The organism is Pseudomonas sp. LBUM1672 (genome assembly GCF_059695655.1).
On the sequence record NZ_CP166781.1, the window covers coordinates 313,152 to 339,423 of the forward strand.

The 26,272-nt window shown below is 58.7% G+C and carries 29 protein-coding genes and 1 tRNA gene; 13 read left to right on the forward strand and 17 right to left on the reverse strand.

Features of this window, described 5'->3' with window-relative positions; all coding sequences use genetic code 11:
- The first annotated feature begins 64 nt into the window (after positions 1 to 64).
- A complete protein-coding gene (gene gabP / locus ACA053_RS01450) occupies positions 65 to 1,456 on the forward strand; it encodes a GABA permease (protein ID WP_109627448.1) in 1,392 nt (463 codons plus the stop codon).
- A gap of 358 nt (positions 1,457 to 1,814) precedes the next feature.
- A complete protein-coding gene (locus ACA053_RS01455) occupies positions 1,815 to 2,141 on the forward strand; it encodes a hypothetical protein (RefSeq protein WP_497314988.1) in 327 nt (108 codons plus the stop codon).
- 80 nt (positions 2,142 to 2,221) lie between these two features.
- Here ACA053_RS01455 and vapC read toward each other — a convergent pair whose 3' ends face one another.
- The 6 genes from vapC to ACA053_RS01485 all read right to left on the reverse strand — a co-directional run bounded on the left by vapC (position 2,222) and on the right by ACA053_RS01485 (position 6,035).
- Positions 2,222 to 2,629: a type II toxin-antitoxin system tRNA(fMet)-specific endonuclease VapC gene (gene vapC / locus ACA053_RS01460; protein ID WP_497394400.1), complete on the reverse strand. Its 408-nt coding sequence runs from the start codon at positions 2,627 to 2,629 to the stop codon at positions 2,222 to 2,224.
- Positions 2,629 to 2,859 (reverse strand): type II toxin-antitoxin system VapB family antitoxin, encoded by a 231-nt coding sequence (vapB, locus tag ACA053_RS01465; RefSeq protein ID WP_497314992.1) that lies wholly within the window; start codon positions 2,857 to 2,859, stop codon positions 2,629 to 2,631. Before vapB ends, vapC begins: the two co-directional genes overlap by 1 nt.
- A 176-nt stretch (positions 2,860 to 3,035) precedes the next feature.
- On the reverse strand, positions 3,036 to 3,488 hold the full coding sequence (locus ACA053_RS01470; RefSeq protein ID WP_497314993.1) for a hypothetical protein: 453 nt from the start codon (positions 3,486 to 3,488) through the stop codon (positions 3,036 to 3,038).
- Positions 3,489 to 3,493: 5 nt separating this feature from the next.
- On the reverse strand, positions 3,494 to 3,910 hold the full coding sequence (locus tag ACA053_RS01475) for a hypothetical protein (protein WP_109627451.1): 417 nt from the start codon (positions 3,908 to 3,910) through the stop codon (positions 3,494 to 3,496).
- Between the two features lie 34 nt (positions 3,911 to 3,944).
- A complete protein-coding gene (locus ACA053_RS01480) occupies positions 3,945 to 4,922 on the reverse strand; it encodes an alpha/beta hydrolase family protein (protein WP_497394401.1) in 978 nt (325 codons plus the stop codon).
- Between the two features lie 72 nt (positions 4,923 to 4,994).
- A complete protein-coding gene (locus ACA053_RS01485) occupies positions 4,995 to 6,035 on the reverse strand; it encodes a PDDEXK nuclease domain-containing protein (protein ID WP_497314997.1) in 1,041 nt (346 codons plus the stop codon).
- Positions 6,036 to 6,298: 263 nt separating this feature from the next.
- Here ACA053_RS01485 and ACA053_RS01490 point away from each other — a divergent pair, with 263 nt between their 5' ends.
- The gene (locus ACA053_RS01490) at positions 6,299 to 6,748 is read left to right on the forward strand and encodes a carboxypeptidase regulatory-like domain-containing protein (protein ID WP_497314999.1); all 450 of its coding nucleotides are present in this window, start codon (positions 6,299 to 6,301) and stop codon (positions 6,746 to 6,748) included.
- A 37-nt stretch (positions 6,749 to 6,785) separates the two neighbouring features.
- On the opposite strand, the gene ACA053_RS01495 is transcribed toward ACA053_RS01490, so the two are convergent.
- The 6 genes from ACA053_RS01495 to ACA053_RS01520 form a co-directional block, all read right to left on the reverse strand.
- Positions 6,786 to 7,247: a DUF4234 domain-containing protein gene (locus tag ACA053_RS01495; RefSeq protein WP_010464610.1), complete on the reverse strand. Its 462-nt coding sequence runs from the start codon at positions 7,245 to 7,247 to the stop codon at positions 6,786 to 6,788.
- Between the two features lie 335 nt (positions 7,248 to 7,582).
- Positions 7,583 to 7,658: transfer RNA gene (locus ACA053_RS01500), tRNA-Phe, on the reverse strand.
- 102 nt (positions 7,659 to 7,760) lie between these two features.
- Complete coding sequence (locus ACA053_RS01505; RefSeq protein WP_010464608.1) at positions 7,761 to 8,033, reverse strand: oxidative damage protection protein; 273 nt, start codon at positions 8,031 to 8,033, stop codon at positions 7,761 to 7,763.
- Positions 8,030 to 9,097 carry an A/G-specific adenine glycosylase gene (gene mutY / locus ACA053_RS01510; protein ID WP_497394402.1) on the reverse strand — a complete coding sequence of 356 codons (1,068 nt, stop codon included), beginning with the start codon at positions 9,095 to 9,097 and terminating at the stop codon, positions 8,030 to 8,032. The genes ACA053_RS01505 and mutY overlap by 4 nt, the downstream gene beginning before the upstream one ends.
- Positions 9,094 to 11,316: an AsmA family protein gene (locus ACA053_RS01515; protein ID WP_497394403.1), complete on the reverse strand. Its 2,223-nt coding sequence runs from the start codon at positions 11,314 to 11,316 to the stop codon at positions 9,094 to 9,096. Before ACA053_RS01515 ends, mutY begins: the two co-directional genes overlap by 4 nt.
- 78 nt (positions 11,317 to 11,394) lie before the next feature.
- Complete coding sequence (locus ACA053_RS01520; RefSeq protein ID WP_497394404.1) at positions 11,395 to 11,799, reverse strand: acetyl-CoA sensor PanZ family protein; 405 nt, start codon at positions 11,797 to 11,799, stop codon at positions 11,395 to 11,397.
- A gap of 224 nt (positions 11,800 to 12,023) precedes the next feature.
- Here ACA053_RS01520 and ACA053_RS01525 point away from each other — a divergent pair, with 224 nt between their 5' ends.
- The 6 genes from ACA053_RS01525 to hisF all read left to right on the forward strand — a co-directional run bounded on the left by ACA053_RS01525 (position 12,024) and on the right by hisF (position 17,006).
- Positions 12,024 to 13,688 (forward strand): OFA family MFS transporter, encoded by a 1,665-nt coding sequence (locus ACA053_RS01525; protein WP_109627467.1) that lies wholly within the window; start codon positions 12,024 to 12,026, stop codon positions 13,686 to 13,688.
- A gap of 268 nt (positions 13,689 to 13,956) precedes the next feature.
- On the forward strand, positions 13,957 to 14,550 hold the full coding sequence (gene hisB, locus ACA053_RS01530; RefSeq protein ID WP_003218037.1) for an imidazoleglycerol-phosphate dehydratase HisB: 594 nt from the start codon (positions 13,957 to 13,959) through the stop codon (positions 14,548 to 14,550).
- Positions 14,550 to 15,188 carry an imidazole glycerol phosphate synthase subunit HisH gene (gene hisH / locus ACA053_RS01535; RefSeq protein WP_090176778.1) on the forward strand — a complete coding sequence of 213 codons (639 nt, stop codon included), beginning with the start codon at positions 14,550 to 14,552 and terminating at the stop codon, positions 15,186 to 15,188. Before hisB ends, hisH begins: the two co-directional genes overlap by 1 nt.
- Entirely contained in the window at positions 15,189 to 15,446 is a 258-nt protein-coding gene (locus ACA053_RS01540) for a DUF2164 domain-containing protein (RefSeq protein ID WP_008024930.1), read from the forward strand.
- A 42-nt stretch (positions 15,447 to 15,488) separates the two neighbouring features.
- A complete protein-coding gene (hisA, locus tag ACA053_RS01545; protein ID WP_010464588.1) occupies positions 15,489 to 16,226 on the forward strand; it encodes a 1-(5-phosphoribosyl)-5-[(5-phosphoribosylamino)methylideneamino]imidazole-4-carboxamide isomerase in 738 nt (245 codons plus the stop codon).
- A 9-nt stretch (positions 16,227 to 16,235) separates the two neighbouring features.
- Positions 16,236 to 17,006, forward strand: coding sequence for an imidazole glycerol phosphate synthase subunit HisF (gene hisF / locus ACA053_RS01550; protein ID WP_497394405.1), 771 nt, complete (start codon positions 16,236 to 16,238; stop codon positions 17,004 to 17,006).
- Between the two features lie 30 nt (positions 17,007 to 17,036).
- Here the strand turns inward: hisF and ACA053_RS01555 are convergent, their stop codons facing one another.
- Positions 17,037 to 18,566 (reverse strand): trypsin-like serine peptidase, encoded by a 1,530-nt coding sequence (locus ACA053_RS01555; RefSeq protein ID WP_497315006.1) that lies wholly within the window; start codon positions 18,564 to 18,566, stop codon positions 17,037 to 17,039.
- Between the two features lie 214 nt (positions 18,567 to 18,780).
- On the opposite strand from ACA053_RS01555, the gene ACA053_RS01560 reads away from it, so the two are divergent.
- Positions 18,781 to 19,536 (forward strand): substrate-binding periplasmic protein, encoded by a 756-nt coding sequence (locus ACA053_RS01560; RefSeq protein ID WP_497315008.1) that lies wholly within the window; start codon positions 18,781 to 18,783, stop codon positions 19,534 to 19,536.
- Between the two features lie 144 nt (positions 19,537 to 19,680).
- Here ACA053_RS01560 and ACA053_RS01565 read toward each other — a convergent pair whose 3' ends face one another.
- From ACA053_RS01565 to gpmI, 4 genes are all read right to left on the reverse strand, one after another.
- A complete protein-coding gene (locus ACA053_RS01565) occupies positions 19,681 to 20,457 on the reverse strand; it encodes a divergent polysaccharide deacetylase family protein (RefSeq protein WP_109627472.1) in 777 nt (258 codons plus the stop codon).
- Between the two features lies 1 nt (position 20,458).
- A complete protein-coding gene (locus ACA053_RS01570) occupies positions 20,459 to 21,775 on the reverse strand; it encodes a S41 family peptidase (RefSeq protein ID WP_109627473.1) in 1,317 nt (438 codons plus the stop codon).
- 34 nt (positions 21,776 to 21,809) lie between these two features.
- Positions 21,810 to 23,102: a murein hydrolase activator EnvC family protein gene (locus tag ACA053_RS01575; protein WP_497315010.1), complete on the reverse strand. Its 1,293-nt coding sequence runs from the start codon at positions 23,100 to 23,102 to the stop codon at positions 21,810 to 21,812.
- Between the two features lie 251 nt (positions 23,103 to 23,353).
- A complete protein-coding gene (gene gpmI / locus ACA053_RS01580) occupies positions 23,354 to 24,883 on the reverse strand; it encodes a 2,3-bisphosphoglycerate-independent phosphoglycerate mutase (RefSeq protein WP_497315012.1) in 1,530 nt (509 codons plus the stop codon).
- Between the two features lie 153 nt (positions 24,884 to 25,036).
- Here gpmI and ACA053_RS01585 point away from each other — a divergent pair, with 153 nt between their 5' ends.
- From ACA053_RS01585 to secB, 3 genes are read left to right on the forward strand one after another with little or no spacing between them, the layout of a single operon-like run.
- Entirely contained in the window at positions 25,037 to 25,450 is a 414-nt protein-coding gene (locus ACA053_RS01585) for a rhodanese-like domain-containing protein (protein WP_010464571.1), read from the forward strand.
- A gap of 1 nt (position 25,451) precedes the next feature.
- Entirely contained in the window at positions 25,452 to 25,706 is a 255-nt protein-coding gene (gene grxC / locus ACA053_RS01590; protein ID WP_010464569.1) for a glutaredoxin 3, read from the forward strand.
- 41 nt (positions 25,707 to 25,747) lie between these two features.
- Positions 25,748 to 26,233, forward strand: a complete 486-nt coding sequence (gene secB, locus ACA053_RS01595; RefSeq protein ID WP_007949026.1) for a protein-export chaperone SecB — start codon at positions 25,748 to 25,750, stop codon at positions 26,231 to 26,233.
- Positions 26,234 to 26,272 lie beyond the last annotated feature (39 nt).

A 26,272-nucleotide genomic window follows, 5' to 3' on the forward strand; every position in this document is an offset into this window, starting at 1 on the left:
TTTTACGAGAAGGAACGCCAGACGGGATGCAAGCACACCGCTTTCCCTTACAAAGGTAGTTTCAATGAGCAGTACCCCAAGTTCCAATGGCCTCGAACAGGGGCTCAAACCGCGTCACGTGACCATGTTGTCGATCGCCGGGGTTATCGGCGCAGGGCTGTTCGTCGGCTCGGGCCATGCCATCGCCGCCGCCGGTCCGGCTGTTCTGTTGGCTTACGCTGCCGCCGGTGCTCTGGTGGTTCTGGTCATGCGCATGCTCGGCGAGATGGCTGTTGCGTCGCCAGATACAGGCTCCTTTTCGACCTACGCCGATCGCGCGATCGGTCACTGGGCCGGTTTCACCATTGGCTGGTTGTACTGGTGGTTCTGGGTATTGGTGATCCCGCTGGAAGCCAACGCCGCCGCGACCATCCTGCATGCCTGGTTCCCCAACGTGGCGATCTGGGCTTTCACCCTGGTTATCACCTTGCTGCTGACAGTGACCAACCTGTTCAGCGTGAAGAACTACGGTGAGTTCGAATTCTGGTTCGCCCTGGTCAAAGTCATCGCGATCATCGGCTTCATTGGCCTCGGCATCATGGCGATCTTCGGCTTCTTGCCGAACAGCCAGGTCAGCGGCGTTTCCCATCTGTTCGACACCCAGGGCTTCCTGCCGAACGGCATGGGCGCGGTACTCGGAGCCATTCTGACTACCATGTTTTCCTTCATGGGCACCGAGATCGTGACCATCGCGGCCGCGGAATCGAAGAACCCAGGCCAGCAGATCTCCAAGGCCACCAACTCGGTGATCTGGCGGATCGGCCTGTTCTACCTCGTGTCGATCTTCATCGTCGTGGCCCTGGTGCCATGGAATGACCCGGTGCTGGCCGCCGTCGGTTCCTATCAGACCGTGCTTGAGCGCATGGGCATCCCGAATGCCAAGCTGATCGTCGACATCGTGGTGCTGGTCGCTGTGACCAGCTGCCTGAACTCGGCGCTTTACACTGCATCGCGCATGATGTTCTCCCTGGGCAAGCGCGGTGATGCACCGGCCGTTTCCCAGCGCACCAACAAAAGCGGCACGCCGTACTGGGCCGTCATGTTGTCCACTGGCGCCGCGTTTCTCGCCGTGTTCGCCAACTACGTGGCCCCGGCTGCGGTGTTCGAATTCCTGCTGGCCAGTTCTGGCGCCATCGCGCTGCTGGTGTACCTGGTGATCGCGATTTCGCAACTGCGTATGCGCAAACAGCGTATGGCTCGCGGTGAAAAAATCGTCTTCAGCATGTGGCTGTTCCCGGTCCTGACCTACGCGGTGATCATCTTCATCGTCGCCGCCCTGACCATCATGCTGTTCCAGGAAGCCCATCGCGTGGAGATCCTCGCGACCGGTCTGCTGAGCTTGTTGGTCGTGGCTGCGGGCCTGTTTGTGGCGCGCCGTCGTCGCAACGAGAAGTTGATCGCAGCGGTAGCGCGCTGAGTGGTTTGACTCAAGCCGACCGCTGTTGAACCACACAAACGACCGCCATCAGAAATGATCGCGGTCGTTTTTGCTTTCATTCAGGCGAGTTATCGAGCGGTTACCTGATGGACACGATGATGGCTAGATAGTAGCCTTCTCGTCGAATGTGTATCTCGCTGTTGCGGGATGCGATGGAGTTTCAGGACACGGATTGTTCGACGCCCCCAGCCTTTCTGGCTAAAGCCCCCGACCCTTTCTTGCCTGCTCCTCATCTGACGCAAGTCACAGATGCATTTGCGTGTGCTTGCCGTTTATAGCGCTGCATGGAGCTAGCCCGGCCATTCAGCCAACCCATTGGGGCATCAAGGAGTCAGGCATGGCGTTTACATCGGTTGTGTTCAAAAACCCTAACACCGGTGCCATGAAAGAAGCGCCAATCGGCTTCTCGTGGACCGTATTTTTCTTTGGCTTTTTCCCGGCCTTGTTCCGTGGTGATTTCAAGTGGGCGGCGATCATGTTCGTGGTGGCCTGCTTCACGTTCAGCCTCAGCAACCTTGTGTTCATGTTCATCTACAACAAGCTGTACGTGCAGGACCTGATCGGTGCCGGTTACAAGGCTCAATCCATCGCCAAAGGCGATCTGAGCTATGCCAGCGCCAAGATCGGTATTGAAATTCCGCGTCTGGAAGGTGTTGCTGCCTGATTGTTGTAAGTCAGGTGTGAAAAAAACGGCCGCTGTCAGTGATGACAAGCGGCCGTTTTTTTTCGTTAGCTTTATTCGATTCAATCGGGATGAACCCAATCCTCTACACGTAATCCTGGCACCCGTTCGAACTCACGCAGATTGTTGGTGACGACAATTAACCCTCGTGAGCGCGCATGTCCGGCAATCATTTGGTCATAGGGACCAATGGGCGTTCCGGCCTTCGCTAGCTCGGACCGGATCATTCCGGTATGCGCAGCTGCTTCATTGTCGAAAGGGAAAACTTCAAGGCGGGCTGTGAAACTTTCAATTACGGCGATGTTCTTTTCGGGGGTCGCTGATTTTTCGGCACCGTAGATCAACTCCATCAGCGTAATCGCGCTGATGCATAACTGTCCGTCATGCAAGTTGAAAGCTTCTCTGACTATTTGCGGTTTGTTCTTGATGGTGAAGATGCAGATATTGGTATCGAGCATGAACTTGATCATCAGAACGACTCACGCTCCTGATCAGCGGGTTGTTGGCGATCAGTCATAAAATCTGGGCTGACGTTATCTCCATCGAACCAGCTATCCCATGTCTCGTCTGCAGGCGTAATGATGCGAGCCCGACCGATGGCAAATACGTTGACCCGTTTGACGTCACTTGGCATCGCCACAGCTTTCGGCAGACGGACAGCCTGGCTTCGATTGCTCATGAAAAGGGTAGTCTGTTCCATTGTGGCCTCCTGCGTTTTTACGGGCGTCTGAGTCCAGAGAATAGATCTCTATTGGGATATGTCAATGGGATATACCTGCCCGATGACGAGAGGTCGATGAGCTTTGGAAATGGACATAAAAAAACGGCCGCTGTCAGTGATGACAAGCGGCCGTTTTTGCTTTCAAGGGCGAGGGTTTATTCGCTCTTTTCTTCCTGCGCATCCAGTGACTGACGATAGCTGTCCAGCGCATCGCCAAAATCGGTGATGAACTGCGGATCGGTCAGCCAGGCTTGTGCGGCATCGCGGTCCATGCCGTCGGCCCACATGCGGTAGTCGATCAACATGTCGGCGGCCAGGTGAGTGGCGGCCATGGCTTCGTTGTCGGCGTTTTCCATGTCCAGCAGTTCTGGATGGTCGCTGATGATCCCGGCGAGGTCCGACAACAGGGCCAGCAGCATGTCGTTGCGGCTGATGGCTTCGGCGTCGCGCATTTTGCTGAACATTGCCAGCGTGTATTCCGGAATCGGCTCGCCGATTTCACCCAGGTCATCGTCCAGCGCGGCGGGTTTGCGGCCGTGGATGTTGATCTGTCTGGCTTTGATCTTGGCCCGCTTGGCGCGTTTTTGCTGCTTGTTCAGGGATGCCATTAAATTCAGTTCGCTTTCTGTTGGGTTTGGGCCGCAATGACGTCGGACGCCGCGACGTAGTCAGCCTGGAAGGCCGGTGATTCGATCCACGCCAGGGCGCCGGCTTCATCGGCCTCGGTGGACCATTGGCGATATTCGATCAGCGCAGCGAGGATGAAATCCATCGCGCCTTCTTCGCCTTCCTGCTCGTACACCAGTTCCAGCAGCGGGTCTTCGAGGAAGGCCAAGCACATCGCTTGCTGGCTGGTTTTTTCGGCATCGATCATTTTCTTGAACAGTTCAGTCAGGTCCACCGATTCGAAGTCGATGCGATCATCGTTCGGGTCCAGCTCGACCGGCGCGGCAGCCCGCTGGGTGCGGTTTTGCTTGGCCTTTGCCTTGGCGCGGGAAGCGCGTTTGTTCTGCTTGTTGGCGGATGCCATGGGTGAAATTCCGTCATTCGGTGAGAGGGGCGGGTCAATCAGTTGCGTGGCACTTGCGCCCCGGTGTATCGGTGGCCAGTTCGCCGGTCTGCAACCAGGACAATGCAATGGGCCATAGTGTGGCTTGGTATGCGCTGCGAAAAAAGGCGAAATGTCCGACTTCTTTTTCGCCGATGTCTTCCGGGGCGATTCGCAGGTGGGTGTTTGTGCTGCCGGTGAAGTAGCCGAGCAGGCGTTCAATGGCGGCGATCGTACCGTAAGGATCGTCGCTGATGCTGATGGCCAGGGTTTTTGCGGTGACTGATGCAAAGGGAAGCCGGCCGGTTTTTGCGTGCATGACACGACCGCTGGGCCGCGTTTCGTAGCGCGCAGTGGGCGTGCTCCAGTCGCGAACCACTGCGGCGGGCGTGTCCTCCAGCCAGCCGAGACGTTTGCCGGGGAAGTAGCCGTAAAGCAGGGTCATCAACGGCATCACCACGTGCCACTTGCCGAACATCCGCCAGCGATGGGCGGGCGCATAGTCGCGCCAGTACGCGAATTGCGCGCCGACCGTCACCAAGTGCCGAATCAAATGCCCAGACGCTCCCAGGCCCGCTGCACAGCCTCCAAAGCTGTGGCCGACCACGTCGATGGGCTGGCCAGGGAATTCGCGCTGAGCGCGCTTGAGCATCGCCTCGAAATCCAGCACGCCCCAATCAGACCAGGACGCCTCCAGCCCTTTCAACGACGTTGGCCGCGATTCGCCGATGCCGCGGTAGTCATAGGTGATGACATCGAAATCATTGGTGAACAGATAGTCGGCGAAACGCGAATAGTGCCGGCAACGAACCGAGGTGGCTGCGTTGATCACGACGACCGGGCGCGCGCGGTCCTGAGAGGCGTGCCGCCAAGTGAAGCCGCCGAGGATGAAGGCGTCTGCGGCGGGCTCCTTGAACGGTTCTCCAGCGGTGTCGGTGGTCAGCGACAATTCGATTTGAGTCGGTGTCAGGGAAGGCATGTCCTGCAAATTCATCGGCTTTGGACCTTTGCGGGTAGTTGCCAACGATAGTCCTCACACCGCCTGTGAACAATCAGCCCGTATTTATCAGGGGGTCAGATCAAGCAGTCGCTCCTCGATTGCCGCCCGTTCTCGATCCAGTTCTGCACGCAGTTCCTCTTCGCTCGGCAGCACTAGTTTGTACTTGCTGGCGAACAGTTGCTCATTGCCTTCCAGTACTGAATAGCGCACCACCGACTCATCTTTTTGCGCGCAGAGAATGATGCCGACGGTAGGGCCGTCTTCCGGTCCGCGTTTGAGGTCGTCGTACATCCGCACGTACATGTCCATCTGGCCGACATCCTGGTGGGTCAGTTCGCCGCGCTTTAGATCGAAGATAACGAAGCAATTGAGCAGGTAGATGTAGAACACCAGGTCGATGTAGAAGTCTTTGCTGTCGGTGCTGATGCGTTGTTGGCGGGCGATGAAGGCAAAGCCTTTGCCCAGTTCAAGCAGGAAGGCTTGAAGCTGCTGGATCAGTGCTTGTTCGAGATCGGTTTCCTGGGTCAGGCCCAGAAATTCCAGCATTACCGGATCCCTGATGAAATCTCTAGGGTGTGCGTTCATTTTCTGGATGTTGGTTGCGGCTTCCTGTTTGACGGCGGGGCGGTCGCGACTTGCTAACAAACGTTCGTAGTACAGGGTGTTGATCTGGCGTTCCAGGGCGCGGGATGACCAGTTTTGTATGGCAGATTCGTTCATGTACCAGTGACGGGCGTGTTCATTATCGACACGCAGTAGCCTGCGGTAGTGGGTCCAGCTCAATTCGGAACGCACTGCGTCCCAAATTGGAAAGGTCTGATAAAAGTCCCGCATATAGCGCAGGTTGCGTTCATCAAAACCTTTTCCAAATTGCGTAGTAAGAGTTTTGGCCAGTGTTGGAAGCAAGCGCTTGCCGTATGCCGCCCGCCGAGCCCCCTCCTGCTCAAACTCGACAATATGCCTTCCAATCTGCCAGCAGGTTTGCACCTGAACGGTATCGACCGCTCGCAACACCTTCTGGCGTGCCTGACGTATCAGTTCTCCAAGGTTTCCCACCAGAGAGGCAAGTTGTGGGTCTTGAGTGTTTTCGGTTTTGACGATGCTCATGAAGTCTTCCGCGGCTGGAGGAACAGGCGAAAGAGAATGCCAAGAGAGGGCAGGGTGGCGATGCAGGGCGTGGCCGGGAAATCCGCAGGAAATGCCGGATTCGTTTTGCAGGATCGTGCCGACGGCTGCGCGTGTTTGAGGAATACAAGGCGTAGTCCATTTCGCAGTGATCTCAAGGTCGAATCAATCTAAAACTTGGACATCGCCCGGCAAATCAAAAGTGAAGGACCAGGAGGGCGCTGTGAAGCCCAGGAGTCGTCATCATGAAGTACCTCCATTCACTCATGTTGCCCATCGTCGCTATTGGCGTATTGATGTTTCCAGCCACGTCGTGGGCTGCGAGCCTCGAGCCCATCGACAGTTCAGGCGTGCAGATTCAGCGGCAGGAACAGGACGGGATTACCTATTTGTCCGGCGGTATTGGCGAGGATGAAGCGAAGGCCATTCAGCAAACGACCGGCTACAACCTGCACATGACCTTTTCCATTGGGCCGGAGGGCAAATATGTGCCGGACGTGGAATTGGTTATTCAGAGTGCTCAAGGGCAATCAGTGCTGACACTCAGTCAGGCAGGGCCTTTGGTATATGTACAGTTACCGGCTGGCAAGTACACCGTCGTCGCCACCCGTAACGGTGAGGCAAAGCGCGACACGACAGATGTCGACAGCGCTGGTGTGCGTAATCTGGTGTTCAACTGGAAGGGTGATGAGTGACGGTGGCAGTCCTTCGAGACTGCCGCCCGCCGATTGATCAGGCTTGCGTCGTCTGGCCGCGCAGGATCAGTTGTTTGCGCTGTTCTTCAGGCAAGTCGTTGATGCAGTAATTCACGTAAAAAATGTTCAGGAAGAACGTATAGAACCCGTTCATGCGCAAGTCGATTTTGTGCTCGTTGAGAGCGTATTCCGACAGCGCGTTTTTTGCCTTGAAGGCCCACACGATGTACAGCGCGTTCAATGCGATCAGCAGAATGCCGGAAAGCGAGTCGAACAACACGTCGCCCAGGTTCGACAACGCGCCGCTCCAGCCAAGGCAGACAGCGACCCAAATCACGTAAGTGTCGTCGACCACTTTGATTTTCGTCGTTTCGTTGATCTTCTGGTTGCTCTTGTACAACCACAACAGCAAGTAGATCCCGGCGGTCGCAATCGACAGCAGGACCATGTTCAAGGTTTTGGTGTTGACCTTGTCTTTCAGTTCATTGATGTCGGACATAACTGTTCCATGTTCAGGGCTTTCGAGAAGGGAGCGTGCCTGGAAGGCTGGCTTCGTGTCGTCGAACAGGGAAGGGCAGTGTTTTGCGGGGAGGGGTGAAAAGCACGCACTCCTTGCGCTGTCTCTATCCTGTATCGACTGATTCGGATGTGGGGGGCATCAGGATCAATGTTGGCTATATTCCATGCACGCGCAAAATCATAGCACGGTGCCATCATCGTGCCCGAGTACTAAAGAGTGATTGTTTTTCCGGCATCTGTGCTGCGGTGGATTGTCGTTATCAAATCCCAGGCATAAAAAAACCCTGAATCTTGCGATTCAGGGTTTTCGGTATTTGGTGCCCAGAGACGGAATCGAACCGCCGACACGGGGATTTTCAATCCCCTGCTCTACCGACTGAGCTATCTGGGCAACGGGGCGCATTAAACGGGTTTTTCAGGGGGTCGTCAAGCAAGTTTTCAAAAAAATTTAACTATTACCGTCGCTTACGTTCCGACCCCCGATAAATCGGGATTATTCTGCCGGTGGAACGTAGCCGTCAGCCTTGGCGTATTCCTCGCCGGAGAAGTACTTGTCCATCTCGCCCTGAAGGTATTTGCGGTCTTCGGCGTTCATCATGTTCAGGCGTTTTTCGTTGATCAGCAGGGTCTGGTGTTTCTGCCAGTCGGCCCAGGCCTTGGCCGAGACGTGGTCAAAAATGTCCTGACCTTTGGCGCCCGGGAATGGAGCGCGCTCAAGGGCGGGCAATTCTTCTTTGTACTTGCGGCACATGATGGTGCGGGTCATGACGACTCTCCTGCGTTCAATACGGCGGCCGCGCGTTCGAGCAAGGTCTTGACCGGGGCGGCAAGGCCCAGGCGCGGCGGGGTGGCGAGGTTATACCAGAGCCAGTCGGCCTCGGCCACGTGATGGCCGGCATCCTGGACCTGCACCAGCCAGGGTTCGATGGACAACTGGAAGTGGCTGAAGGTGTGGACCAGGCTCGGCAGCGCTTGTTGGTTGCCCAGTTCCAGTGAGTGCTGCGTGGCCAGATGTTGCAGGTCGTTGAGGTCGTCGAGTTCCGGCAGGCTCCAGAGACCGCCCCACAAGCCCGTGGAGGGCCGGCGGTAAAGCAGAATCGCGCCTTCGCCGTTGGCGAGCATTGGCATCAACGTGCGCTTCTGTGGCACGGTTTTGCGCGGCTTGGGGATCGGGTAGCGGGTTTCCAGGCCGAGCATGTGTGCTTCGCAGCCTTTTTCCAGCGGGCACAGCAGGCAGCTCGGTTTGCTGCGTGTGCAAAGCGTGGCGCCCAGATCCATCATCGCCTGGGTGTAGGCGTTGACCCGATCATGCGGCGTAAAGCGCTCAGCGTTCGCCCACAGCTGCTTGGCGACTTTCGGCTCGCCCGGATAACCCTCTTGCGCGGTAAAGCGCGCCAGCACGCGTTTGACGTTGCCGTCGAGGATCGGCGCCCGCAGGCCCATGCTCAGGCTGGCGATAGCACCGGCCGTAGACAGGCCGATCCCCGGCAACTCGACAAGCTTTTCGACATCCCGGGGAAACTCGCCACCGTACTCGGCCACGACAATCTTCGCGGTCTTCTGCAAATTACGCGCGCGGGTGTAGTAACCGAGGCCGGTCCACAGGTGCAGCACTTCGTCTTCCGGCGCAGCGGCCAGCGCCTCGACCGTCGGCAGCGAGGCCATGAACCGGTCGAAGTAATTCAGCACGGTGCTGACCTGGGTTTGCTGCAACATGATCTCCGAGACCCACACTCGATACGGCGTGATGCCTTGTTGCCAGGGCAAATCGTGGCGGCCGTGGCGGTCGTACCAGTCCAGCACCGCCGATGAAAACTGCTCGGCTCTCATCGCTTGAACAGCCCCTTCAGCGCGTCTTTCAGTTCAGGGCTGACCTTGTCGCCAAGCTTCTCGTCGATTTTTTCGCTGATCCGCTCGCCCGCCAGCTTGCTCGCGACCTGGCCCATACGTTCGTTATCGAGGCGGCAAGCCTTGGCGCCCAGCTCAAGCGGGCCACGGCAGCGCAGCGGCCATTCGATGCCGACGAACTTCTCGCCGACCTGGCACGCCGGGTCCGGCATGTCGCTCTTGTCGCCTTCGACGATGACGCCGACGCGGTAATCCATGCCCAGCACCCGCAGGTCGACATCGCCATCACCCTTCACGGTCATGCCCGGGATGCGCACTTTCAGGTCAGGGTTACTGGCCACGCCGTTACGGAACGTCAGGTTGCCGTTGAGCTCCTGGAACGGTGTGTCCTTGCCCCGTGGCTCGCCGCTGAGGGATTTGCGGTTCAGGGTGGCGATGCCTTTGCACAGCTGTTGCTCGAGGTTGGCATTGAGCAGCACGCCGTTGTTGATGACGAAACTGGCGTTGCCGTTGAGCGTTTCGATTAGCGCTTGCTGGCTATTGCCGCTGCCAGTCAGCGCACTGTTGAGCGTTACCAGGCCTTGGACCGGTGGATTCTTCCCTTGGCTTTCGAGGATTTTTTCCACCGGCACTTTAGTGATGCGCGTCTGCATGTTCAGCGCCGGCACTTCCTGGCGCACGTCCAGGGTGCCCTTGGCTTCGAAGTTGCCGCCGTACAGATCGCCGCGCAGGTTCTCCAGGGTCAGCAGGCCGCCTTGGCCGGTGGCCTTGAGTGCTGCGTTCTGGATCGGCAGTTTGTCGAGGGTCAACTGGCCGAAGGTCAGGTCGGCGTCCACGTCGAGTTTTCTCAAGCGTTCTACCGGCAACAGGCGTTCAGTGCTCCATGCTGTTTTGGTCGGTGCGGCGGGCAACGGTGTGCTGCCGGCGCCTGCCATGGCATCGGCCTCTGTGCTGGCGACTTCGGCCTGGCGCACTTGAGTCGCGCTGTTGGCTTCGGCGGATTTTGGCGGCAGGTAACGGTCGACGTTGAAGGTGTCAGCCTTGAGGTTTGCGCGCAGCGATTGCTTGGCGAAGTCCTCGACGGCGATGCGGCCGCTGAAGCTGCTGTCGTCGACTTTCAGGTTGATGTTGTCGAGCGACAGGCTCGCAGGCGTGCCCGCCAGACGGCTGACCAGCTCGACCTTGCTCAGGCTGCCTTCGGCCATGACCGGGAGTTTCTGGCCGATGCTGTCGACGAATTTCGCCAGGTCGAACTGGGCGATCGAAATGCCGCCGCTGATTTGCGGCGTCTTGTCGAGGTCGTTGACCTTCAGTTCGCCCAATGCGCGCAATTGGTTGGCGGAGATTTTGATGCCGGTCCATTCGGCGACGTTCGCGGCTTTATCCAGCAGCAACTGGCCTTGGGCGGCGAAGGTCATGGTCTTGCCTTGCAGCGGATCGCCGGCGACTTCGCCGGAGAGTTTCATGTCTTCGAATTTGTAGCGCTGCAAGGCGCGTTCGAAACGCAGCTCGCCATTGAGCTCGGTGCGTACGCGCAAAACCGGCTGATTGGTGCCGAGGAACGCGGTGAGCTTGACTGGAATGTTGGTCGAGTCGTGGACCGGGCCGGTACTCAGCTGGATGCTTTCGGCGCTGAACTGCTTGCCGGTCTTCTCGTCGTTGTATTCAACGCGGGCGTTGTTGACGGTCAGGCTGTCGATGTCCAGGCGAATCGGCTGGGCCGGTTTTTCCGCCTGGGCGGTGGTGTCTGGCGCAGGAGCCGGTTCGCCAGGCGTGGCCGCCGGGGTAGCTGGCGCCGGGGCCTTGCCAATGTCTTCCCAGTTGCCATGGCCATCTTTGTCGCGGCTCAGGCGCAGGTTCAAGCCTTCGACGCGCACGTCACTCATCTGCACTTCGCGGCGCAGCAGCGGCAGCACGCGCACGGACAGGCCAAGCATCTGCAAGTCGGCAAATGGCTCGGTGGGCTTGGCCAGGGTCGCGACACTGGCTTCGTGCAATTCCAGGCCAAGCCACGGAAACAGGCTCCAGCCGATATCGCCATTGAGCGTCAGCTCGATGTGGGCCTTGTCGCGGGCAATCTGGCGAATCTCGTCTTTATAGTCGTTGGGATCGAAAAGGTGGGTCAGGGCAAAGCCCAGCGCCACAATGATCAGCAACAGCCCGAGAAGTACCAGACCCAGGATTTTGCCGAACGCTTTCATGGGCGAGTCCTTGTAGTTAGTCGAATTCGAAATTTAGCCGGGGAGTATAGCGCTCCGAAGCGGACGACCGGTCAGCGATCACGCCGGCAACACATCCAGCGGCACTTTCAGCTTGGCGGCCAGGGCTTGTGCTTCGAGATGCCCGGCAGGTGCAAGCAAACGCAATGTCGCGCCCGATTGCGACGCCATCTTCTGCGCTTCGTTCACCATCCGCTCGGCAACGCCTCGACGACGGGTAATTTTTCGCACGCAAAGTTGGGACAAGTGCCAGACGTCCTGGTGCCGTTGCAAACGGGCCGCACCGAGCAGTCGATCATTGAAGCGTCCGGCGATCAGCGAACCGTCGCCCAGGCAGCCTTCGATCAGCTGCGCATCCCCGGAAAACGGGGCGAACAGCCAGTCCGGGGCGTCGCGGTAAATCTTTTGCAGGTCTTGCTGATCCTGATAAGTGGCTTCGTTCAGCGGCTCGACAATGATCGGCATGGCGGTTCCTTCAGTGGTACGAGAACAGACGACTTACAGAAAGGTGATATCACTTTGGTTTTTCTGTCACGTACAGATGGTAACCTCTGCCAGTTCGTCCGTCCTTCTGCGACGTGATGTCGCACCAAAATGGAGCTTCACCCTGAAAAAGACAGTCATGCGTGCGCATAAGGCTGGGGGTGAAGAGTGGCTGGCGAACCATACTAATAATTGGGGGATACACAATGACCACGAGCATCACGGCGGACGGCCTCAAAGCCGATCAGCCCGCGTTCCTGTCCAAGGAACGCATCATCGCCAAGCCCGGTTTCAACCGTTGGCTGGTTCCACCGGCCGCTTTGGCCATCCACCTCTGCATCGGCATGGCCTATGGCTTCTCGGTGTTCTGGCTGCCGCTGTCCAAAGCCCTGGGCGTGACCAAGGCAGTGGCCTGCGCACCGGACATGAGCTTCATCTCGCAGGTTTTCTCTTCGCAATGTGACTGGCCGATCTCGATGCTCGGCTGGATCTACACCCTGTTCTTCATCTTCCTCGGCTGCTCGGCAGCGATCTGGGGCGGCTGGCTGGAGCACGCCGGGCCGCGCAAGGCGGGTGTCGTATCGGCTTTGTGCTGGTGCGGTGGCCTGCTGATCTCGGCGCTGGGGGTTTATACCCACCAGATCTGGCTGATGTGGATCGGCTCCGGGGTTATTGGCGGTATCGGTCTGGGGTTGGGTTACATCTCGCCGGTGTCGACCCTGATCAAGTGGTTCCCGGACAAGCGCGGCATGGCGACCGGCATGGCAATCATGGGCTTCGGGGGTGGTGCGATGGTCGGTGCTCCATTGGCCGCAGCCTTGATGGGCCACTTCGCTTCGGCAGAGAGCGTCGGCGTATGGCAGAGCTTCCTGGTGATGGCCGCGATCTATTTCGTGTTCATGATCGGTGGCGCACTGTCCTACCGCGTGCCGCCAACCGGCTGGAAGCCTGAAGGCTGGACTGCTCCGGCGAAGAAAGCTTCGAACGCGATGATCACTCACCGCCACGTCCACGTGAATGTGGCGTGGAAAACCCCGCAGTTCCGTCTGGTGTGGCTGGTGCTGTGCCTGAACGTGTCGGCGGGTATCGGCATCCTGGGCATGGCGTCGCCGCTGTTGCAGGAAGTCTTCGCGGGCAAATTGCTTGGCACTGATCAGACGTTTGGTCAGCTGGACGCCGCGCAATTGGCGTCGATTGCTGCCATCGCTGCCGGTTTCACCGGTTTGTTGAGCTTGTTCAACATCGGTGGCCGATTCTTCTGGGCTTCGTTCTCGGATTATCTGGGCCGTAAAAACACCTATTTCGTGTTCTTCGCCCTCGGTTTTGCGCTGTACGCGTTGATTCCGAACCTCGGTCACCTGGGCAACGTTGCGCTGTTCGTGGCGGCGTTCTGCATCATCCTGTCGATGTACGGCGGTGGTTTTGCGACCGTGCCGGCTTACCTGGCGGACCTGTTCGGTACGCAAATGGTTGGCGCGATCCACGGTCGTCTGCTGACGGCATGGGCAGCGGCGGGCGTGTTGGGTCCGGTGTTGGTGAACTACCTGCGCGAGTATCAGCTGAGCATCGGCGTTGAACGCGCTGCGGCTTACGACATCACCTTGTACATCCTCGCAGGCCTGCTGGTGCTGGGCTTCCTGTGCAACCTGATGGTTCGCCCGGTGGCCGACAAGTACTTCATGACCGACGCTGAACTGGCCGCCGAACAGGCGCTGGGCCACGACAAGGGTGCTGATGCCAGCACCGTGCTGGAGTGGAAAGCGGATGCGGGCACCAAGCCGTTGGCAGTAGCTGCGTGGCTGGTGGTGGGTATTCCGTTGGCGTGGGGTGTTTGGGTGACGCTGCAGAAAACGGCTGTCCTGTTCCACTAAGTTAAGTAAACGCGATACCCCTGTGGGAGCGAGCCTGCTCGCGATAGCGGTCTGACAGTCGACAGAGATGTTGAATGTGCGGGCCTCATCGCGAGCAGGCTCACTCCCACATTTGTTCTGTGGTGCGTGCAAATGGCTTGTATGGACATGTCTATCCCCGACAGCGCGGTGTTCTGTCCGTCAGTCATATCACCTCCCGTGTTTCTGTTTCGCGCCCGCGCCCCTATAATGGCTGCCTTTTTCGCCCAATGATTTTGCGGAGCTGGTGATGGCCGAACGTAAGGCGTCAGTCGAGCGCGACACTCTGGAAACCCAGATCAAAGCCTCGATCAACCTGGATGGCACCGGAAAGGCCCGATTTGATATCGGTGTTCCTTTTCTTGAGCACATGCTGGACCAGATCGCCCGTCACGGGCTGATCGACCTGGATATCGTCAGCAAAGGCGACCTGCATATCGACGACCACCACACCGTGGAAGACGTCGGTATCACCTTGGGTCAGGCCTTCGCCAAAGCCATCGGCGACAAAAAAGGCATCCGTCGCTATGGCCACGCCTACGTGCCGCTCGATGAAGCGCTGTCGCGCGTGGTGATCGACTTCTCCGGCCGTCCTGGCCTGCAGATGCACGTTCCCTATACTCGCGCCACCGTTGGCGGTTTCGACGTGGACCTGTTCCAGGAATTCTTCCAGGGCTTCGTCAACCACGCGCTGGTCAGCCTGCACATCGACAACCTGCGTGGCACCAACACCCACCACCAGATCGAAACCGTGTTCAAGGCATTCGGCCGCGCCCTGCGCATGGCCGTAGAGCTCGATGATCGCATGGCCGGTCAGATGCCGTCGACCAAAGGCGTTCTGTAATGCAGACGGTCGCGGTTATCGATTACGGCATGGGCAACCTGCACTCGGTGGCCAAGGCCCTTGAGCACGTCGGTGCCGGCAAGGTCTTGATCACCAGCGATGCCGATGTGATTCGCGAAGCCGATCGGGTGGTTTTCCCCGGTGTCGGCGCGATTCGCGATTGCATGGCGGAGATCCGTCGCCTGGGCTTCGATTCGCTGGTGCGCGAAGTTAGCCAGGACCGTCCGTTCCTCGGCATCTGCGTCGGCATGCAAGCCTTGCTCGACAGCAGCGAAGAGAACGATGGCGTTGACTGCATCGGCCTGTTCCCGGGCGCGGTGAAGTTTTTCGGCAAAGACCTGCATGAAGACGGCGAACACCTGAAAGTCCCGCACATGGGCTGGAACGAAGTGAAGCAGACGGTGAGTCACCCGCTGTGGCACAACATTCCGGACCTGGCGCGGTTCTACTTCGTGCACAGCTACTACATCGCCGCCGGCAATGCGCGGCAGGTGGTGGGTGGCGGTCACTACGGTGTCGATTTCGCCGCGGCGCTGGCCGATGGCTCGCGCTTCGCCGTGCAGTTTCACCCGGAGAAGAGCCATACCCATGGCCTGCAATTGCTGCAGAACTTCGCTGCGTGGGACGGTCGCTGGTAAATGGCCGTCAAGAAGAAGCCGCCGATCCTGACCCTCACTCCTGAACAGGAGAACGAGGCCAATCACAAGATCAAACGCTTCATGGAGGATCGCTTCGAACTGGACCTGGGTTCGTTCGAAGCGGCCGAAATCCTTGAGCTGTTTACCCGTGAAATTGCGCCGCACTATTACAACAGGGCGATTTTCGATGTGCAGACGCACCTCAAAGAGAGGTTCGAAAGCATCGAAAGCGACTTGTGGGCGCTCGAGAAAAACTGATTTCCGAGCGAAGCTGAACACTCGAATTTGAAGGTTTGCCAGATGCTGATTATTCCCGCTATCGATCTCAAGGACGGTGCCTGTGTTCGTCTGCGCCAGGGCCGCATGGAAGATTCCACGGTGTTCTCCGATGACCCGGTGAGCATGGCAGCCAAGTGGGTGGAAGGCGGTTGCCGCCGTCTGCATCTGGTCGACCTGAACGGCGCTTTCGAAGGCCAGCCGGTCAACGGCGAAGTCGTTACCGCGATTGCCAAGCGCTACCCGAACCTGCCGATCCAGATCGGCGGCGGTATCCGTTCCCTGGAAACCATCGAGCACTACGTCAAAGCGGGCGTGAGCTACGTGATCATCGGCACCAAAGCCGTGAAAGACCCGGCCTTCGTGGCTGAAGCCTGCCGCGCGTTCCCGGGCAAAGTGATCGTCGGTCTGGACGCCAAAGACGGCTTCGTGGCCACCGACGGCTGGGCTGAGATCAGCACCATTCAGGTCATCGACCTGGCCAAACAATTTGAAGCCGATGGCGTTTCCGCGATCGTTTATACCGACATCGCCAAAGACGGCATGATGCAGGGTTGCAACGTACCGTTCACCGCTGCGCTGGCTGCTGCCACACGCATTCCGGTCATCGCTTCCGGCGGTATCCACAATCTGGGTGACATCAAGTCGCTGCTCGACGCCAAGGCGCCCGGCATCATCGGCGCGATCACCGGCCGGGCGATCTACGAAGGCACCCTCGACGTCGCTGAAGCGCAAGCTTTCTGCGATTCGTACAAAGGCTGAGGACTGACCATGGCGCTGGCCAAACGCATCATCCCTTGCCTGGACGTGGACAACGGCCGGGTCGTCAAAGGTGTGAAGTTCGAGAACATTCGTGATGCCGGTGACCCGGTGGAAATCGCCCGTCGCTACGACGAGCAGGGTGCCGACGAGATTACCTTTCTCGACATCACCGCCAGCGTCGATGGCCGCGATACCACGCTGCACACCGTCGAGCGCATGGCCAGCCAGGTGTTCATCCCGCTGACCGTCGGCGGCGGCGTGCGAACCGTGCAGGACATTCGCAACCTGCTGAACGCTGGCGCGGACAAGGTCTCGATCAACACCGCAGCGGTGTTCAACCCGGAATTCGTGGGCGAAGCCGCTCAGCATTTCGGTTCGCAGTGCATCGTCGTCGCCATTGACGCCAAGAAAGTCTCCGGCCCGGGCGAAACCCCGCGCTGGGAAATCTTCACCCACGGCGGCCGCAAACCTACCGGTCTCGACGCCGTTGAATGGGCGAAGAAAATGGAAGGCCTCGGTGCCGGCGAAATCCTGCTGACCAGCATGGACCAGGACGGCATGAAAAACGGCTTCGACCTGGGCGTTACACGCGCCATCAGCGATGCCCTGGGTATCCCGGTGATCGCCTCCGGTGGCGTCGGCAACCTGCAGCATTTGGCCGACGGCATCATCGAAGGCCACGCCAGCGCGGTGTTGGCAGCGAGTATTTTCCACTTTTGCGAATACACCGTGCAGGAAGCCAAGGCCTACATGGCCCATCGCGGCATCGTGATGCGATAACGCGTCCGGAAAAAAACTTCCGGGCCGATGTCAGTTGGCAACTTCAGCCATGGGAGTCGCCGCTTCGTGAGTGTCTGTCGAGGAGCCCAACAAGTCGACCCTCGGCGCTGACGCCTGCCCCGACTTGTCGTAGGCAATAGAGCAGAGCTTGCCCGGAAGCTTGTCGCTTGGAACGAAGAAATCCATTTCCATGTTGTTCCTGTATTTGTCAGGTTGATTGCAGTCTGTTGTTGCGGCGGGACCATATTTTATCGAATAGGTCCTGTGCGGCTCCTCCGTTTTCGCGAGGGTCACAAAAACTTCGGTGACGATTGACAGAACAGGCGGGGTGGTTGGCTGGTTATCCAGTATCTCGACTGGCAGGGACAGTGCATTTTTCAGAAGCCCCGATTCGGGTTTTTGCGTCGCAGAATCCAATCCGAGAATGCACAGAAAATAGAGACCGGGTTCACTCCCTATTTCGGAATTGATGAAGGCATTCGCTGAGCCCTCGACATCGCTGTAGTGATGAGGGTTCTCGCACTCCATTGCCTTGCGCACGGTTTTATGGCGATAGAAGTCGGTGCTGATAGAGAATCGATAGTTCCAGGTCGGAATGGCAATTGAGCCGTCATCCTGATGTTTGACCCGTTGATAACTTTCCAGCGTGGTAGCGTCATTGTCGATGGTGAACGCCGGGAAGAGTTGGCAAGACGACGGCGGGTTTTTTGCGATCCGGCCTTCCAAGAAGCACCCGTTGAGAAATGCCGTCGGATTGCCGTAGACATTTCCCGGTATTGCCTGATAAGCCTCTCCAGCGAGTGTGCAAGGAGCATGCACGCGGCATGGAACAAGGCCTTCATCAAAATTTCCTGTCCCGATCACTCCAACGATCTCATTGGAGGAGCGATCGAGTAGCGGGCTTCCTGATCCGCCTCCCCGGATATCCTGACAGCGTGTCATGAACGTGTTGCGCCATACCCAGGCGCCTTCAACTATTTCCTGCGCCGGTTGCAGAGCACAGGCCGACATCCGCAACGTGGTTTGATCAAAGCCTTTTGGCGCCCCGACGATCAATACGTCGGTCCCGTCCGCTGGTGTTTCACGCGCCAGTTTCAATGGCTGTACACCATTCTCGATGAGCTTCTGAAGGCTGACATCCAGTTCGACGATGGCCATATCAACGCCTTGAATGCTCCGCCATGTCGTCGACTTCAGCGGATAGGTCTTGAACGCGGTGCTGTCAGTGAAATAGTTGAATATGAGGGTGCCGTTAACCGGTTTGTCTGTGACGATGTTGCCATTGGTCCATTCAATGCAGTGGCCCGCAGTGAGCACGTAAGCAGGAGTTCCAGGCCGCTCGAGTTCATCGCGGGTATCCAGGAGGGTCGCGGTACAGTTGCCTGAGCCGGTCGTCAGGCGCCCGATGCCTTGCCAGTGGTCGCGGGAGCCGTCGGTGTTTTCAAGGACTACGGAAGGCGTCAGGTTCTGCAGGCCTTCGCCATAATCGCTGCCGTTTGCAAAGCACGGAATGCACAGTGAGCACACAGCGCTGGCAAGAAGTAAGGGGATCGAATTCATAGAGCGTTGTCTCTGATTAATATAAAAAACCGGCCTGTCGCCGGGTGTTGGCAATTAATCAGATGCGGTGGAGTGGAGTGCGGTATCTATCTACCGCAGTGACGGTCACACCCGTTATTTCAACGATATGCATACGGCTGTTATCAAAAGGCCAGTAGACAGTGTGTCGGGCTCAAGGCACTCTTGGGAACGCCATGGATTTCGGTAGCCCGACATGATCAAACGCCTGCTTCTTGCCCTCGCCAGCGCTTCTCTGTTGCTCATCAATGGAGTCCACGCTGAAGAAAGTCCCGCCACCGACCTGGTGCTGCTGACGGAAAATTTCCCGCCGTACAACATGGCGAAGAACGGCAAGAACTTCGCTCAGGACGAGAACATCAACGGCATCGCCGTGGACATCGTCCGCGAGATGTTCAAGCGTGCCGACATCACCTACAGCCTGACGCTGCGCTTCCCTTGGGAGCGAATCTACAAACTCGCCCTAGAGAAGCCCGGTTACGGCGTATTCGTGATGGCGCGTTTGCCGGACCGCGAGAAGCTCTTCAAGTGGGTCGGCCCGATCGGCCCGGATGACTGGATCATGCTGGCCAAGGCTGACAGCAAGATCAGCCTTGAGTCGCTGGAACAGGCGCGCAAATACAAGATCGGCGCGTACAAGGGCGATGCGATTGCCGAGACACTGGCCAAGCAAGGGTTGAAGCCCATTGTGGTACTGCGCGATCAGGACAACGCGAAGAAACTGGTCAGTGGTCAGATCGATTTGTGGGCCACGGGCGATCCGGCCGGCCGCTATCTGGCGCGTCAGGAAGGCGTTAACGGTCTCAAGACGGTGTTGCGGTTCAATAGCGCCGAACTCTATCTGGCGTTGAACAAAGAGGTGCCGGATGAAACCGTCGCCAAGCTGCAAGCCGCGCTGGATCAGCTGCGCAAGGAAGGCGTGGTGGACGACATCATGGCGCGGTATCTCTGAATCCAAACGCCGACCTGACCCAACACAAAACACTGTGGGAGCGGGCTTGCTCGCGAATGCGGTGTATCAGTCAGCATTAATGTCGACTGACACACCCTCTTCGCGAGCAAGCCCGCTCCCTCAGTGATTTTTTGTTGTTGCGGATTAGCGGTACACGCCATCCTTGCCGTGCGCAGCCGTTGCGCGATTGCTGCGCACGCTGATCATCTGTTTGATGTCGATCCACTCAATGCCCTGAGCCTTGAGCTTGGGCAACTCCCGCTCCAGCACCGCCAGCGTCTGCGGATACGGATGGCCGATCATCACGGCTGAACCCTGCTTGCGCGCCAGGCTGATCGCCGTCTGTAGCTGCGTAAAAATCGCCGCTTCCGTGGGCTCATCATCCAGGAACACATCCCGCGAAACGCTCGCCAATCCAATCTTCTGCGCCTCGGCCGCCGCAACCGTCTGCGCGCTGGTGCGACTGTCAACGAAGAGCTTGTGTCGCTGCTGCAAGTTCGCCATCAACCAGGCCATGGCCGGTCGCTGAGCGGTCATGCGGCTGCCCATGTGATTGTTGATGCCAGCGGTGTAAGGCACGACTTTGAACGCCGCGTTCAAGCGTTTCTCAAGTTCTTCGATGGGCAGCTCGGGATGCCAGGCGAACGGACCGGTGGCCGGATCCATGGGCATGTGCAGGATGACGATCTTGCCGGAGCGATGGGCTTCACGGGCGAATTCGGTGGCGTGGGGCGTGTCGGGCATGATCGCCGCAGTGACAGGGCCGGGCAGGGCCAGCACGCGACGATCCCGGGGCAGGTTCTGCCCCAGGTCATCGATGATCAGCGTGAGATAAGCCTTTTGCGGCGCAGGTGTAGCGGGCATCGCGTGGGCAACACCCGCCAGACAACACAGCAGGCCGATAAAGCATCGCAGGCGCACCTCAACGACCGGAGGTGATGCTCAGCCCTTTGAGCAGGCTCAGCGCCTGGGCCAGTTGGTAATCATCATCCTGTGGCATTGCCTTGGCTTTGCTGCTGGAAGTCGGTTTGTCGGCACCGCCGTTGCCATTACCCAGGTGACCTTGCAGATCGGCTTCCTTGAAGTACTCGCCGTCCTGCTCGCTGGTTATCTTGGCCTTGCGCACTTCGATGTCCGGGACGATGCCCTGGGCCTGGATCGAGCGTCCGTTCGGCGTGTAGTACAGCGCCGTGGTGATCTTCAGTGCGCGATCGTTGTTCAGCGGCAGCACGGTTTGTACCGAGCCTTTGCCGAAACTGGTGGTGCCCATGATCACTGCGCGTTTCTGATCCTGCAAGGCGCCGGCGACAATTTCCGAAGCCGAGGCGCTGCCGCCGTTGATCAGCGCAACCATTGGCACGGCTTCGCTTTCGTCTTTGCCGGTGGCAGAGAAGCGCAGCTCGGAGTTGGCGATGCGGCCCTTGGTGTAAACGATCAGGCCCTTGGTGATGAAGTGGTCGACGACTTCCACCGCTGATTGCAGCACGCCGCCCGGGTTGTTGCGCAGGTCGAGAATGATGCCATTGAGCTTCTTGCCGTTGTCCTTGCGCAGCTTGGCCAGGGCTTTGGAGACTTCTTCGCCGGTCTTGACCTGGAACTGGGTGATGCGGATGTAGCCGTAGCCCGACTCCAGCAGCTGCGCCTTGACGCTCTTCACCTGAATGATCGCGCGGGACAAGGTCACGTCGAACGGCGTACCGCCATCGCGCACCAGGGTCAGGGTGATTTTCTGGCCGATCTTGCCGCGCATCTTGTCCACGGCTTCGGTCATGCTCTGGCCGCGAGTCGGCTGGCCGTTGATCTTGACGATGAAGTCGCCGGCCTGGATGCCAGCCTTGGACGCAGGGGTGTCATCGATGGGCGAAACCACTTTGATGAAACCGTCTTCGGCGCCGACTTCGATGCCCAGGCCGCCGAATTCGCCGCTGGTGCTTTCCTGCAATTCAGCGAAGTCTTCCGGGCCCAGGTAGGCGGAGTGCGGATCGAGGTTGCTGAGCATGCCCTTGATGGCATTTTCCAGCAGGGTCTTGTCGTCTACCGGCTCGACATAGGCTGCCTTGATCCGATCCATGACCTCGGCAAAGGTGCGCAACTCTTCCAGAGGCAACGGCGCCTTGGTGGTCGCGGCAGTGCCCGCAGGCGCGACAGCCGGAGCAGGTTGAGCGGCGAACGCCAGAGGCGCGCCGATCACCAGGGCGATCGTCAGGGCCAGCGAGGTAAGGCGGGACAAATGCAGCATGTCGAACGAACTCCTAATGTAGGTGACTCAACGCCTATCCTTGCGCGCGGCACCATTGCGCCGGATCACTCGGGTGACCCTGCTGACGAATAGCGAAATACAGCGCTGGTGTGTCCTGCCCGCCACTGTTACCGACAGTGGAGATGGATTCACCGGCTTTTACTACGTCACCCGCAGACTTGAGCAGCGTCTGGTTGTGACCATAAAGACTCAAAAAGCCGTTGCCGTGGTCGAGAATCACCAGCAGTCCGGCGCCGCGCAGCCAGTCGGCGAACACCACGCGACCGCCATGCACGGCGTGCACCTGGCTGCCGGCGGAAGCGCTGATCATCACGCCGTCCCACTTGGTGCGGGCATCGTCGCCACGGGATTCACCGAAGCGCGCAAGCAGTCGACCATCAACGGGCCACGGAAGTTTTCCCCGGCTTGAAGCAAAAGGGCCGCCAAAGGTTTCGCCTGAACTGGAAACCAATGCGCCCGGTGTCGATTTGACCGGTTTGCGTGGGGCGTCAGTGGCGTTTGCCTGTTCCTGAGCCTCACGTAAACGCTTTTTTTCGGCTTCCTGCTGGGCGATGAGCGCTTTTTGGCGCGCTTCTTCCGCCTCTCGAGCCTGGCGGGCCAGGGTTTCTTCGATGGTTTTAAGGACTTTAGACAGGTCTGCCTGATCCTGCTCGCGGGCGGCCAGCTTCTGATCGCGCGCCTTCACGTCGTCACTCAGCTTGGCCAGGACTTGCTGGCGCTCCTTGCGAACCTTGTCGAGTTCGTCGCGCTGGCTGTCGAGGCTACTCTTCTGCACCAGCAGTTGCGCCTGCTGCAAGGCGATGTCTTTTTCGACATTGGCCAGTTGGCGCAGGGTTTCGTTGAAATTCTTCAGCTGCTCCAGGCGGGCCTGGCTCAGGTAGTCGTAATAGGTGAGGGTGCGGGCGAATTTTTCCGGATTCTGCTGGTTCAGCAACAGCTTCAAGTACTCCTGACGGCCGTTCTGATAGGCCGCACGGGCCTGAATGGCGATCAGTCGTTGCTGTTCAGTGCGCGCGCTCTGGAGTTTTTTTTTCTCAGCATCGAGTCGCTGCAGCTCGGATTCGCTTTTCTTCAGCTCTTTTTGCAGGGCTTCGACCTGCTTCTCGAGCTTGCCCATCTCGGTCTCGGTGCCCTTGAGGTCTTTCTGCACACCGGATTTTTCTTCCTGGAGCTTGCCCAGCAGCTTTTTCAGCTCGGCAATGTCCTGACGCGTGGCGTCCAACTGTTGTTGGGTTTGCGCGCGCTCGTCAGCGAAGGCCGGTTGGAGCAGGCAAGTCAGAGCAAGGGCTATCAGGACGCGAAGCATAGAGGCGGGCGACACCAGGGAAAGGGACGGCCTAGTATGCCCGCCAAGCGCCGCAAAAAAAACGCCCAATTGGGGTTGTGTGATAACCGGGCTGGCAAGTGGGTGCAATTAATCTTTGAAACCACCAGAAACCACTGTGGGAGCGGGCTTGCCCGCGATGGTGTCCTGACATTCAACATATTAGTTGGCTGTCAGATTGCTATCGCGGGCAAGCCCGCTCCCACAGGGTTTGCGGCTTTCGAAGAGGCTGATTACACCAGAATCGACGTACCGGTCATTTCAGCCGGTTTCTCAAGCCCCATCAGCATCAGCATGGTCGGCGCCACATCCGCCAGCACGCCGCCATCGCGAACCTTGAAGTCCCGCTTGCCGACATAAATGAACGGCACCGGCTCGGTGGTGTGAGCGGTATGAGCCTGGCCAGTGGATTCATCGGACATCTGCTCGACGTTACCGTGGTCGGCGGTGATCAGCGCTTCGCCGCCCACCTTGTCCAGCGCATCGACGATGCGGCCAACGCACAGGTCCAGGCATTCAACGGCTTTCACCGCCGCATCAAACACGCCGCTGTGGCCGACCATGTCGCCGTTGGCGTAGTTGACCACGATCACGTCATAACGCTGGTTTTCGATCGCGTCGACGATGCGGTCGGTGACTTCCGGCGCGCTCATCTCAGGCTGCAAGTCATAGGTGGCGACTTTCGGCGACGGGATCAGGATGCGCTCTTCGCCCGGGAACGGTTCTTCGCGACCGCCGGAGAAGAAGAAGGTCACGTGAGCGTATTTCTCGGTTTCGGCGATGCGCAGTTGCGTCTTGCCGTTTTTCGCCAGGTAATCGCCCAGCACGTTGTCCAGGCTGCCGGCGGCGAAGGCCGATGGCGCAGGGATGCTGGCAGCGTATTGGGTCAGCATCACGAAACCGGCCAGTTTCGGCTGGCGCGCACGTTCGAACTCCTTGAAACCGTCTTCGACGAACACACGGGTCAGTTCACGGGCGCGGTCGGCGCGGAAGTTCATGAAGACCACGGCGTCGCCGTCTTCGACTTTCACCGGCTCGCCGATGGAGGTGGCTTTGACGAATTCGTCGCTCTCGCCACGCTCGTAAGCGGCTTGCAGGCCTTCCTGGGCGGTGGCGGCGTTGAATTCGCCGTTGCCGTCGACAATCAGGTTATAGGCCTGGGACACGCGGTCCCAACGGTTGTCACGGTCCATGGCGAAGTAGCGGCCAACGATGCTGGCGATCCGGCCTTTGCCGAGGGCCTGGAAGGTCGCATCGAGCAGTTCGATGGACGACTGGGCGCTTTTCGGCGGTGTATCGCGGCCGTCGAGGAAGGCGTGCAAGTAGATTTTTTCAGCGCCACGCTTGAAGGCCAGTTCGGCCATGGCAACCAGGTGATCCTGGTGGCTGTGAACGCCGCCATCGGACAGCAGGCCCATGAAGTGCACGGCTTTGCCGGCAGCAACGGCTTTATCGACTGCAGCGCAGATGGTCGGGTTCTCGAAAAACTCGCCGTCGCGGATCGATTTGGTCACGCGTGTGAAGTCTTGATACACCACGCGACCGGCGCCCAGGTTCATGTGGCCGACTTCGGAGTTGCCCATCTGGCCGTCCGGCAGGCCGACGTCCATGCCGCTGCCCGAAATCAGGCCGTTCGGCACGGTGGCCCACAAACGGTCCAGTACGGGCTTCTTCGCCGCAAACACGGCGTTGGATTCAGGGCTCTCACTGTGACCGAAGCCGTCGAGAATAATCAGGACCAAAGGTTTAGGCGTGGTAGTCATGGATTCCACTCGTGGCTGAATTAAAAGAGGGCGATGGAAAAGGGAGTGGCAGTTTAAAGCGAAGTTCCTGCGCCGTCACCGCCGGACGGGGTTTGGCCCACCATAGTGGCTGTGTATACTGGCCGACATTTTAACGCCCTGGAACCTCCTTCGATGGTTGCTAACCTGATTCAATTCGCCACTAACCACTATCTGCTCGTCGGTATCTTCGTCGTACTGCTGGCGTTGCTGATCGCTTATCAGATGCAAGGCGGCGGCCGCAGCCTGAGCACCGGTGAACTGACCGGGCTGGTCAACAAGGACGCGGGCGTTGTGATCGACATTCGTCCGGTCAAGGATTTCGCCGCCGGTCACATTGTTGGCGCGTTGAATATTCCTCACGACAAACTGACCGCTCGCATTGCCGAACTGGAAAAGCACAAGGCCAAGACCATCATTCTGGTCGATGCCATGGGCCAGACCGCCGGCACCCATGCCCGCGAACTGATGAAATCCGGCTACACCGCCGCCAAGCTGTCCGGCGGTATTTCCAGCTGGAAAGGCGACAACCTGCCGCTGGTGAAGTGATATGAGCAACGTCGTCGTCTATTCCAGCGATTACTGCCCTTACTGTTCGCGAGCCAAATACCTGCTCGAGAACAAAGGCGTGGCCTTCGAAGAGATCAAGGTCGATGGCAAGCCGCAGGTGCGCGCCGCCATGGCCCAGAAGGCCGGACGTACGTCCGTGCCGCAGATCTGGATCGGCGAGCGCCACATTGGTGGCTGTGATGATTTGTTTGCCCTTGAGCGCGCCGGCAAGCTCGACGCCATGCTCAAGGCCTGAACGCCTTCCCTATAAGACCCCAAGATCAGAAAGGATCTGAGATGACTGACCAACAGAACACTGCAGCTAGCGAAGAAGAAACCGCACCGCAATTCTCCTTGCAGCGCATCTACGTACGTGACTTGTCGTTCGAAGCCCCGAAAAGCCCGGCGATCTTCCGCCAGCAGTGGGAACCGAGCGTCGGTCTGGATCTGAATACCCGTCAAAAGGCCCTGGAAGGCGACTTCCACGAAGTCGTGCTGACCCTGTCCGTGACCGTGAAAAACGGTGACGAAGTGGCGTTCATCGCTGAAGTGCAACAGGCCGGCATCTTCCTGATCAAGAACCTGGACGACGCTTCGATGAGCCACACCCTCGGCGCGTTCTGCCCGAACATCCTGTTCCCGTACGCTCGCGAAACCCTGGACAGCCTGGTGACCCGCGGTTCGTTCCCGGCCCTGATGCTGGCTCCGGTGAACTTCGACGCGCTGTACGCTCAAGAACTGCAACGCATGCAGGCGGCTGGCGAGACTCCGACCGTTCAGTAACGGTCCTGAGTCAAAGCAAGTCCAATGTGGGAGCGGGCT